We start from the raw sequence: 10,626 nt of genomic DNA, 5'->3' as shown, positions 1-10,626 counted from the left end.
CCGATGGACTGCGATCCTCGTCAGAACTCGCTTCTGACGCTGGCACGCGGCTCACGTTCGGGTCTAGCATCGTCGCCTACGAACCCGACCAGGCAGAGGCGGCCACTGGTGGTGGGTCGGCTGTCATAGCGCCCGCTGTCGCCTTGCCCGAGTCGAATGCTGATGGTAGTATTGGACGCGGCCCAGTCGTCCAACAGTGTACCCGTTTCGTACGGTGTACTACTGAAAGCTACTGAAAATTGGAACGGTACGCGAACGCTTTTGGCGATTCGCACGCCTGCTGGCATATGGAGTATACCACACTCGGCAGCACCGGCATCGACGTGAGCGAACTCTGTCTGGGCTGTATGAGTTTTGGGGATGACGACGAGTGGATGCTGGATCGGGAGGAGAGCGAGGCGCTGATCGAGCGCGCGATCGAACTGGGTATCAACTTCTTCGATACGGCCAACATCTACAGTACGGGGACGAGCGAGGAGATCCTCGGTGACGTGCTGGCCGAGTACAACCGCGACGAGATGGTCGTCGCGACGAAGGTCCGCTTCCAGATGCGAGAGGGCGACCCGAACTCCGAGGGGCTCTCGCGGAAGGCCATCGAACAGGAGCTCCAGAACTCGCTGGATCGGCTGGGGATGGACACCGTCGATCTGTACCAGATCCATCGCTGGGACTACGATACGCCCATCGAGCAAACGCTCAGGGCGCTCGATGACACCGTTCGACGCGGACAGGTACGCCACATCGGCGCGTCCTCGATGTGGGCCCACCAGTTCGCCGAGGCATTGCACACGAGCGACCGGCTCGGGCTGGAACGCTTTGCCACGATGCAGAACCTCTACAACCTCGCCTATCGCGAGGAGGAACGCGAGATGCTTCCCCTCTGTCAGAAGGAAGGCATCGGCGTGATGCCGTGGAGCCCTCTCGGTGCGGGCTTTCTCACGCGCCCCCACGAGGAGTTCGACGAGACGACCCGAGGCGAGCACGAGGCTTCGCTGGGACGTCCGTACGCGGACGGCGGTGGTCGCGAGATCAACGAGCGCGTTCAGGAACTGGCCGCCGAGAAGGACCGGTCGATGGCCCAGATCGCCATGGCGTGGCTGCTGCACAAGGAGTGGGTGACGACGCCGATCCTTGGCACTTCCTCGATTGAGCATCTTGAAGCCGCCGTCGAGGCGACCGAGATCGACCTCGCCGATAGCGAACTCGACTATCTCGAAGAGCCCTACGAGCCAGTGCCGATCTCCGGCCACGAGTAGGGATCGCCCTGTCGCGGCGCGTACGTTTATGATTGTTCGTGAAGAATGTGTAGCTATGCAGGCAGCCAGACTTCACGAGTACACACACGACATGGCGAACGGGCTCTCGCTCGACGAGGTCGATCAGCCACAGATCACTGCCAGCGATCACGTCCTCCTTGATGTCGAGGGTGCGGGCTGGTGTCAGACGGACAACCACATCATCGAGGGCATGTGGGAGGAGTACGTCCCCCAGCCGCTACCGATGACGCTCGGCCACGAGAACGCCGGGACAGTTGCGGCGGTGGGCGACGAGGTGACGCTCGTCTCCGAGGGTGATCAGGTAATCTGCCATCCAGTCCGTACCTGTGGGACCTGTCGACCCTGCCGGATGGGCGAGACGATGTACTGCGAGAACGATCAGTTCTCGGGACTGACAACAGACGGCGGCTTCGCCGAGACGCTGCTCACGAACGAACGGGCGGTCATCCCGCTTCCCGACGGCGTCGATCCGGCCGAGATCGCCCCTCACGCCGACGCGGGGATCACGGCGTACCACGCCGCCAAGAAGGCAGTCGGTGATCTCGTACCGGGCGATACCGCCGTTGTCATCGGGGTCGGCGGACTCGGCCATATCGGCTTGCAGTGTATCGACGCGATGAGTGCGGCCGAGATCGTCGCCGTCGATATCAAGCAGGAAGCCCGCGACCTCGCGAGCGACCTCGGCGCACATCATACACTCGACCCCGAGGGACAGGATATCCCGAGCGAAATCGAGGCGCTCACCGACGGGAACGGCGCGGCGCAGGTACTCGACTTCGTTGGTGCGGATTCGACGACCGCGCTTGCCCCCGACATCTGTGCCGCCGGTGGTGACCACCACATTATCGGCTACGGTGGCCATATTCACGAACCGGCGCAGGCGCTGGTCAACGGCGAGTTCGCCTACCAGGGCAACATCGTCGGCAAGTACACCGAACTCCAGGAACTCGTCGCACTCGTCGAACGCGGCGACGTCGATTTACACACCACACAGTTCGGTCTCGACGAGGTAAATAGCGTCGCGGAGATGCTGGAACACAACGAGATCGAGGGGCGGGCAGTGATCACGCCCTAGTACACTGCGAGGATCACGAACCATGTCAGGACGGCGGCAATCCCGATTCCGCCGATCACGATTCCCGAGAGCGGCAGCCCCTGCTTTCGGTATAGCTCCATTCCACAGAAGCCCGCAATCAGGCCGAGTGGTGGCATCACGACCCACGAGAGAAAGGCGGTGATCCCACCGACGAACAGGTACAGCTTCCTCAATTCGGTGATGGCTCGTAGTCGCCGGGAAAGGTCTCGTGAAGGGCTCACGACACCGTGTTGGCGAGTACAGACAAAAACACGTCGGTGCGGGGTTGATGCCAGGCCGACGATGCGAGCACGCATGTCGTCAGTTGTAAGCCCGGCTACTCCTAACCCCCGGTATGCACGAGCCACTACCCGAGTACGATCGGGTCGAACTGTACGAGCAGGCTCACGATTTTGTCGAGCAGTGTTATGCAGAACTTGGCAAGGAAGACGAAATCGAAGACCGACTTGACGAGATCGAAGACGAGATCGCCCGCCGTGGCCACTATGACCACACCACCGAGGAGCTAAAACACGGCGCGAAGATCGCCTGGCGAAACAGTAACCGCTGTATCGGCCGGCTGTTCTGGCAGCGGCTGAACGTCCTTGACCGGAGGAACTGTGAGACAGCACGCGAGGTACACGAGGCGTGCTGTGAGCATCTCGAACGGGCGCGCAACGGAGGGGATATCGTCCCGCTGCTCACCGTGTTCAAGCCGGTGATCGACGGCGAGCAGCAGGTGCGACTCTGGAACTACGAACTGTTACGGTACGCGGGGTATCAAACGGACCATGGCGTCGTTGGCGATCCCGACGAGGTCGCGCTGACCGAATACTGTCAATCACGGGGGTGGGAAGGAGAAGGGACGCGGTTCGACATTCAGCCCCACGTCATCCAGATCCGCGACCGGGAGCCCGAACTGTTCGACGTTCCCGAATCCGCGATCGGCGAAGTCCCGCTTTCTCACCCCGAGTACGACTGGTTCGAGGAGCTTGGCCTTCGCTGGTACGACGTTCCCGTCGTCTCGAATATGCGCATGGAGATCGGCGGGATCCAGTACACCGCTGCGCCCTTTAGCGGCTGGTACGTCTCCACGGAGATCGGTTCCCGGAACCTCGCGGACGAGGACCGGTACGATATGTTGCCGATCGTTGCCGAACGGCTCGGCCTTGAGACGGATCGCGACCGGAACCTATGGAAGGACGAGGCACTCCTCGTACTGAACCGGGCGGTGTTGCACTCCTTCGACGAGGCCGGTGTCCAGATCGTCGACCACCACAAAGTGACCGATCAGTTCCAGCAGTTCGAACGAAACGAGGAGACAGCGGGCCGTGATGTCACTGGGGACCGCGACTGGTTGCTGCCACCGATGAGCTCGGCGACGACACACGTCTTCGAGAACCAGTACGACAACCGAATCGAGCGGCCCAACTTCTTTTACCAGCCGGATCCGGTGCCGATCGAGGAGCGTCGCACTGATATCGGCCGGTAGAACGGTCTGACTCCGTATCGGTTACGGCGAACGCTTTCGGCAATCGCACCAATTCGGTTATTCAGAGGGAGTCCTACCGATCGATATGGACCGACGATCGTATCTCTCTGCAGTCGCCAGCACGGGCCTGCTCGGCACTGCTGGCTGTCTCACCGACGTGTTCGACGACGAGCTCGACGGGGTCGTCCTCGACGAACCGGCCGATCAGCTGGCCGACAGCGAGGACCTCCCCTACCCGGCCTATGGGGAGGCGCTCCCGGAATTCGAGCTTCCAGACGGACTGAGCGACACTGTGTTCGACTCGGCTGCAATGGACCGAACAGCCCTGCTCACCGGCGTGTTTACGTTCTGTCCGGACGAGTGTGGCGTCCTTCTCAACCGGTTTGCCGGGGTACAGTCACTCGTCGACGACCTGGATCGGACGGACGACGTGTTGTTCCTGCCGATCACGTTCGATCCCGAACGCGACGACGAGACGGCGCTCAGGGAATCTTCGGAGATGATGGGAGCGGACCTGTCGCTCGGGAACTGGAAGTTCCTCCGCCCCGAAACGCCGGACAGAGCCCGAACAGTGGTCAGGGATCGGCTGGGGATCGATTTCGAGCGGACGGCCGAAAGCGACCGGGTCGAGCACTACGACTTCCTGCATATCGTCGTGACGCTGCTCGTCAACCCCGGTGGAGTGGTCGAACGCGCCTACCGTGGCGAAAACATCGATCCCGAGAAAGTAACCGACGATATCGACGACATCGTCGCGAACTACGATCCAGCGATACACGACTGATAGACGATGATTGCCTCCTGTGCACCGTCGGGTGATCTGTACGCCGGCGAGCCGATCGGTCTCGCCGTTTTCGCCCTCGTCGGTTTGCTCGGTGGTGCACACTGTATCGGTATGTGTGGACCGCTGGTCACGATGTACGCCGACCGGATGCGAGAGAACGGACGTCGTGCCGATAGTCTCACATTCGTCCACGTCAAACAGCATGGTCTGTTCAATCTCGGGCGAACTATGAGTTATGCGGTGCTCGGCGGGCTGTTCGGACTGGCCGGGAATCTCGTCTTCGTCAGTGGGCGGCGGGTGACAGCAATTGTGAGCGACATCCACGCGGTCACTGGACTCGTAGTCGGAGCGCTCATCGTCGCAGTCGGGCTCCGGTACGTCGCGGGGAGTCACGCACACGATATTGCTGTCCCCGGAACTGCTCGACTGTCCGCTGCGATCAATGCACGGCTCGTCCCACGCGTCGACCGGTGGGTCGGCAACTGGCGCATTGCTGGTCTTGGTGCAGCACACGGACTGCTCCCGTGTCCGCTGCTGTACCCGGCGTTCCTGTACGCGTTCGTCCAGGGGGACGCGATCGGTGGTATGGCTGTCCTCGGCGTGCTCGGTCTCGGAACGATCCCTGCGGTCTTTCTCACTGGTACCGTCTTTCAGTCGATGGGGAGCGAAATGCGCGCTCGACTCCACCGTGTCCTCGGTATCGGGTTCGTTCTCCTCGGATATATCCCGCTTCAACATGGCCTCGCGATGTTCGGTGTTGCGTTGCCACATCCCCCCATTCCATACTATCAACCCTTATGATCCTCCTACTATCCGGTAGGAAGTAACTGAATTCTGCAATATATGGTAACTAACCAACTACTTTTTAACATGTAGCTGTATTAACTAATTAGATTCGGTAACAACCGAAATTCGGGGTAAACAAATGGGAGAGAACAATCGGGGGCAAGACAGACGGGGCGGGGACGACATGGACGAATTCACTCGAGGGGAAACAGCCACTGGCAGTGGACCGGCAGCGTCCGAGACCCAGGTGTTTGGGGAGCTGCAGAACGAAGTTGACGAACTCAGTCCGGCGGGTCTCGTTCAGGATCCGGAGTATCTGGAGTTCCTGGATTCTCACGGGGAACTGGAGATGACAGAGGACAGCGTGAGTCTCGACGACCTTCTGGGGGAGGATGCCGACAGTACGAATGACAGTCAGTCAAAAAGTACTAATGGGGGACCGGAGCAACAGCGGGACGGCAAGCAGCGAATCGAACCTACCGAAGGCGAAGAGGATTCCGATGGGGTTGAGGGGCAGGGAGTACCGATCAACGTCGACACACTCATCACCGCGCTTGAGGACGAGGACGTCACCGATTCCAAGCGAGCCAAACTACGCAACGCGCTGGGAATCCGCGACAACAGACAGGTGGAGGTACAGCTGAACTACCTCAAATCGCGATTTCTCGACCTCGAAGCCTACCTGCAGGCGATGGAAGACCTGTTCGACACTGACACCGATCTGCTCGAAGAAGTCGACGAACTCCACGCGGAGCTTGCGAGGCTCCGAAACGACATGGCGGCACAGCGTGACCGTCTCGATCAGCTTGAGGCCGATATCGAGACTCTCAGAAACGACAGCGGTCGGCATGAGGGGGAGCTCGCAACGATCGAGCGTCGGCTCGACGAGACGAACGAGATGATCGAGCAAAACCTCTCGGCGATCGAAGCGGAACTCAATACCGCTCGACAATGGAGGGAAAATGTCGAATCGGCGTTTCAGACCGCGCAGCCGGAGTGAACTCACTTCTGTTGCGCGCTTAGGTCGCCCAGGAGAGATACAAACTGTCGGTGTCTCGTAACTCTCTCCAGACTTAACTACAGGAAGATTCATGCTACTCTCATCTGATGGCAGACGTATCGGACGATGACTGACATCGAACGTCAACCGGACGCCGAAGGGGAGTACCGAGAACACCTGGAGCGCAGTGCAACCGTCTGGGATCGCTGGAGCGACTGGTACTCGATGAGCGAACAGGACTTCGAACCGATACGCGAGGATCTGATCGAGAAGCTCGGCCTCGAACCGGGCGATCGAGTACTCGAAATCGGCTGTGGACCCGGTGTCAATTTCGCGCCAGTGCTGGACGAGATCGGTGACGAGGGCCAACTCGTGGCGATCGACTACAGCCCGGAGATGATTGCGAAGGCGAACGCGCGAGTCGATGAGAATAGGTGGGAGAACGTCGACATCATGCGTGCCGATGCAACGACCGCTGATCTGGGCACTGGGTACGACGCCGCGCTCGCGACGCTCTCGATGAGTGTAATGCCCGATGTCGAGCGAACGGTCCGAAACGTGCACGACGCGCTAACTCGGGACGCACCGCTTGGTATTCTCGATCTGCAGGGGTTTCAGTCGGGGCCACTCCGGCTGGGCAACCCTTTGTTGGGCCGGTTCCTTCGCTGGTACGCGAACTGGAACGTCGACGGTGATGTCCGGGCGGCGGTTGACGACGTCTTTGGTGGGTACGAACTCCTTGAGACTCATATGCTCGGGACGGTGTATACGCTCACAGCAAGGCGGACAATCAGGCAATCAACAGACAGCTGTCTCTGAATGGTGAGATCCCCCGGAGTGTAGCAATCTGTGGGCGAGAAGCTCCTGGCTCAGGGAGCCGCCCCGCATCGCCACTAGCTTTTTATCCGTTGAACTGAGATTTCACATATGGACGCTATTGTACTGGCTGGGGGGTTCGCCACGCGGATGTGGCCCATTACTCGTCGCCGGCCGAAGATGCTACTTCCAGTGGGAGAAACAACAGTTATTGATCGGATACTCCAGCAGCTAGAAGACGACGACCGGATTGATACTGTCTACCTGAGTACGAACGAAGCGTTCGCAGAGACGTTTAGAGAGCACCTTGCCGACCGGGGGTACGACAAAACACAGCTCTCCGTTGAGGACACGGCGGATGAAGACGAGAAGTTCGGCGTCGTCGGCGCGCTGTCCCAACTTGTCGATCGTGAAGATGTCGACGACGACCTCTTTGTCATCGCGGGCGACAACCTGATCGGCTTCGATCTGGGCGAGTTCCTCGACGAGTTCGAGGCGAACGGTACGCCCACACTCGCGGCCTACGATGTCGGGTCCCGCGAAAAGGCCAAATCCTACGGGCTGGTCGAACTGGACGGTTCTCGGGTCATCGATTTCCAGGAAAAACCCGACGAACCTAACAGCACGCTGGTATCGATCGCCTGTTACGCATTCCCAGCCGATTCGGTACGGTTTGCGGAGTATCTCGCCGGCGACAACAACCCCGACGAGCCCGGCTGGTACATCGACTGGCTCCAGTCAAACGAGCCGGTTCACGCCTTTACGTTCGACGATGTCTGGTTCGATATCGGCTCGGCCGACTCCTATCTTGACACTGTCGAGTGGAAACTCGACGGGGGATCGATGGTCGACCCCGATGCCACGGTCGAGAACTGCGAGATCGGCGAGACAGTTCACGTGATGGCCGGGGCGACCGTTCGTGATTCGACGCTCGAACGGACGCTCGTCTTCCCGGACGCCACGGTCGAGAACTGTAACGTCGACGAGACGATCCTCGACACGGGGACCGAGGTCGAGGACCTCCGGATCTCCCAGTCGCTCATTAGCGATATTTCAGTGATGGACGAGGACACCTGAGACACTGTTACCAGTCGAGTACTCGCGAATACCTTCGGTTCTCGACCGACTTGATCCGGGATTGTTGACCCCTGGTGGACAATGTGCCGAACATAAGTTTTACTATCCAAGCATATAATTTCCTTTACAATGACACTCCTGCCGGTCGATACGGATGTCCTTGAGGACGTCTGTAGGGACATTGCCCAGGATAACTATGGGTTCGTCTACGTTGCGGATCAGAAAAAAGAGCTCAAGTCGGGCTATGAGAGCGCTGATGTCGGGCTACTCAACGCCCGATCCCTGACCGCAAGTGAACTACGGGAAGCGCTTACTGGGATGACGGCCGACGAGTTCGTCGATCTGGACCAGCTCCGTGACGGCGTGTTCTACGTTGATCCGTTCGGAGTGAAAGGGAACATGAACATTACGCGGGAGCTAACGAACCTGTTCGGCCAGCGTCTGGTCGTCACCGGTGAGACGCTCCGGTCCCGGTTTTCTCTTGCCATCGACGATCTGGATTTTTTCGTCGACGAGCTCGCCGAACGCGACTACGTCCGTCGGATCACTGCGGGAAAGCGGGACTACTACACGATCGGCCCGCAACTCAAGGAGCATGCCGATGACGTGGGTCTGGACTCCAGACTGCAGTCAGAAGCCTCGGATGGAAAGATCGCTCACGGCGACCTCGAAAGCGTTATCGATGTCGCAGCGACGTCCGACGTAATTCGGTATCTCGACCGCGAGGGGTATATTGTCGACCTCGATGGAGAGTATCTCGTCGAAGAGGCGATCGACGAGTATGCCCAGTTTCTGGCCACGGAGATCGAAGAGGCGGTCGAAAACGAGTTCGAGGGGTCGAGCTACGTGCTTCGGAGCGGCGAGTTCGAGCAGGTTGTCGAAAACGAGATCGACACCCGGTTCGACGTGCTGTCGAAGGCCCGGACCGTCCGCCCCGAGATCCTCGAGGGGGCCAGAGACACGCTGACCGACCGACTTGGACTCGAGCACGGCCGAGAGATGGTCGAAGTTGTCGAACCGTTCAGGGCCGTTGCTGAGGACCATGCCCGGCGGATCCGATCGGAGGTCAAGGCCGAGACGGACCAGCTTCCGGGGACACTACCCGAGTGGATCGAACTGGCCGAGGATCACTTCGAGGAACTACAGGTAAGCAGCACGACTGCTGTCAACGAACACGTCAGGGACGCGGTGCGCGAGCGCTACCGGAGCCTCGTCAACGAAGAGGAGTTCGGCGGGATGGCCGAATAACGCGACTACAGGACTAATCAACGATGCCCCAGAAATACGAATTCGAACGAATCGAAAGTGACGGACAGGAGTACGTGATAGCGAACCCGGTCAACCAGACCGACGACCCGGTTCGCCTCGAGGCCCGCTGGATCGAAGGAGACGACGTCGAGGGCGAATGGGAGCGAGCGATCCGGGCGATCATCAAGACCGATCTACTCGGTTCGATGGAGCTCAAAGAAGGGAACGGTCGGATCGACCGCCGAGAGGCGATCGAGACGCTGTCCGAGGCCAGCGATGAGAAGGGTGATATCGTCACCAGCGAACAGCAGGCCGAGGCACTGATCGAGTTTTTCGCGTCGGAAGATATTCTGGAGCTACAGGGGGGACAGGTGGTGATGCTCCGCAACCCGAGCGAGAACCCTGACGAGATCAACGGTCGCATGATCCTCAACTGGGCGGCGGCGATCGACGCCTGTGTCGAGAAGATATCAGAGACGATCGAGCGGGTCGACAGCGCAAAGGAGAAGCTCGAAGACCGTATGAACGGGCTTGACCAGCAGTCGGGGCAGATAGACGAACATCTGGAAGAGACCGCCCAGGAGCTGAAGAGTCTCGGCGACGGAGCGGGCGTCCCGCAGGACCCATCGACACTTTCCGAAGAGGAGCGCGAGCGGTTCCAGCAGCTCAAGCGGAAGCTGGTCTATCACAAGAAGATGAAACAGGCCGACCAGGAGAACCTCGCCGAGAAGGTCGAAAGCGGAGCCGACCGGCTCGCGGACAACATTGAGATGCTGAAATCCGCGAAGACAACACTGGGGAACAAACGCGAACAGGTCCGTACACAGGCGCTAAAGAAGCAGACGTTCCCTGACGAGGCGATGAACATCGTCGACAACATGGGTGAACTCACAACCCAGCTCGCGGGTGTGGGCGGTATCGAGGAGACGATCGAGGATACCGGGGACCACGAGGTCGCCTCGATGGTCGACGACGTGCTAGGCGATATCGAGAGCGTCGGCGAGACCGCACAGCAGACCGCTGGTGAAGAGACGCAGGAAGCCGAGACGAGCGGGCTCGAGATGTCGTAGG

The 10,626-nt window shown here is 59.8% G+C and carries 11 protein-coding genes; 10 read left to right on the top strand and 1 reads right to left on the bottom strand.

Annotated elements, in window-relative coordinates; all coding sequences use genetic code 11:
* Window positions 1-287: 287 nt before the first annotated feature.
* Together AArcSt11_RS16115 and AArcSt11_RS16110 are read left to right on the top strand one after the other, a co-directional pair.
* Window positions 288-1,256 carry an aldo/keto reductase gene (locus tag AArcSt11_RS16115; RefSeq protein ID WP_250598620.1) on the top strand — a complete coding sequence of 323 codons (969 nt, stop codon included), beginning with the start codon at window positions 288-290 and terminating at the stop codon, window positions 1,254-1,256.
* Between the two features lie 55 nt (window positions 1,257-1,311).
* On the top strand, window positions 1,312-2,352 hold the full coding sequence (locus AArcSt11_RS16110) for an NAD(P)-dependent alcohol dehydrogenase (RefSeq protein WP_250598618.1): 1,041 nt from the start codon (window positions 1,312-1,314) through the stop codon (window positions 2,350-2,352).
* On the opposite strand, the gene AArcSt11_RS16105 is transcribed toward AArcSt11_RS16110, so the two are convergent.
* On the bottom strand, window positions 2,349-2,594 hold the full coding sequence (locus tag AArcSt11_RS16105; protein WP_250598616.1) for a hypothetical protein: 246 nt from the start codon (window positions 2,592-2,594) through the stop codon (window positions 2,349-2,351). The two genes, AArcSt11_RS16110 and AArcSt11_RS16105, sit on opposite strands and share 4 nt — an antisense overlap.
* A gap of 113 nt (window positions 2,595-2,707) precedes the next feature.
* Here AArcSt11_RS16105 and AArcSt11_RS16100 point away from each other — a divergent pair, with 113 nt between their 5' ends.
* The 8 genes from AArcSt11_RS16100 (at window position 2,708) to AArcSt11_RS16065 (ending at window position 10,625) form a co-directional block, all read left to right on the top strand.
* The gene (locus tag AArcSt11_RS16100; protein ID WP_250598614.1) at window positions 2,708-3,844 is read left to right on the top strand and encodes a nitric oxide synthase oxygenase; all 1,137 of its coding nucleotides are present in this window, start codon (window positions 2,708-2,710) and stop codon (window positions 3,842-3,844) included.
* An 85-nt stretch (window positions 3,845-3,929) separates the two neighbouring features.
* Window positions 3,930-4,628 (top strand): SCO family protein, encoded by a 699-nt coding sequence (locus AArcSt11_RS16095; protein ID WP_250598612.1) that lies wholly within the window; start codon window positions 3,930-3,932, stop codon window positions 4,626-4,628.
* Window positions 4,629-4,634: 6 nt separating this feature from the next.
* Entirely contained in the window at window positions 4,635-5,429 is a 795-nt protein-coding gene (locus tag AArcSt11_RS16090) for a sulfite exporter TauE/SafE family protein (RefSeq protein ID WP_250598610.1), read from the top strand.
* 169 nt (window positions 5,430-5,598) lie between these two features.
* Window positions 5,599-6,414: a hypothetical protein gene (locus AArcSt11_RS16085; RefSeq protein ID WP_250598608.1), complete on the top strand. Its 816-nt coding sequence runs from the start codon at window positions 5,599-5,601 to the stop codon at window positions 6,412-6,414.
* 126 nt (window positions 6,415-6,540) lie between these two features.
* A complete protein-coding gene (locus AArcSt11_RS16080; protein WP_250598606.1) occupies window positions 6,541-7,233 on the top strand; it encodes a class I SAM-dependent methyltransferase in 693 nt (230 codons plus the stop codon).
* Window positions 7,234-7,341: 108 nt separating this feature from the next.
* Entirely contained in the window at window positions 7,342-8,307 is a 966-nt protein-coding gene (locus AArcSt11_RS16075) for a nucleotidyltransferase family protein (protein WP_250598604.1), read from the top strand.
* A 129-nt stretch (window positions 8,308-8,436) separates the two neighbouring features.
* Window positions 8,437-9,555: a hypothetical protein gene (locus tag AArcSt11_RS16070; RefSeq protein WP_250598601.1), complete on the top strand. Its 1,119-nt coding sequence runs from the start codon at window positions 8,437-8,439 to the stop codon at window positions 9,553-9,555.
* A 23-nt stretch (window positions 9,556-9,578) separates the two neighbouring features.
* Window positions 9,579-10,625 carry a hypothetical protein gene (locus AArcSt11_RS16065; RefSeq protein ID WP_250598599.1) on the top strand — a complete coding sequence of 349 codons (1,047 nt, stop codon included), beginning with the start codon at window positions 9,579-9,581 and terminating at the stop codon, window positions 10,623-10,625.
* The last annotated feature ends 1 nt before the right edge of the window (window position 10,626 follow it).

Source organism: Natranaeroarchaeum aerophilus, assembly GCF_023638055.1.
Lineage (GTDB): Archaea > Halobacteriota > Halobacteria > Halobacteriales > Natronoarchaeaceae > Natranaeroarchaeum > Natranaeroarchaeum aerophilum.
This window is presented reverse-complemented; position numbering and strand designations above follow the sequence as displayed.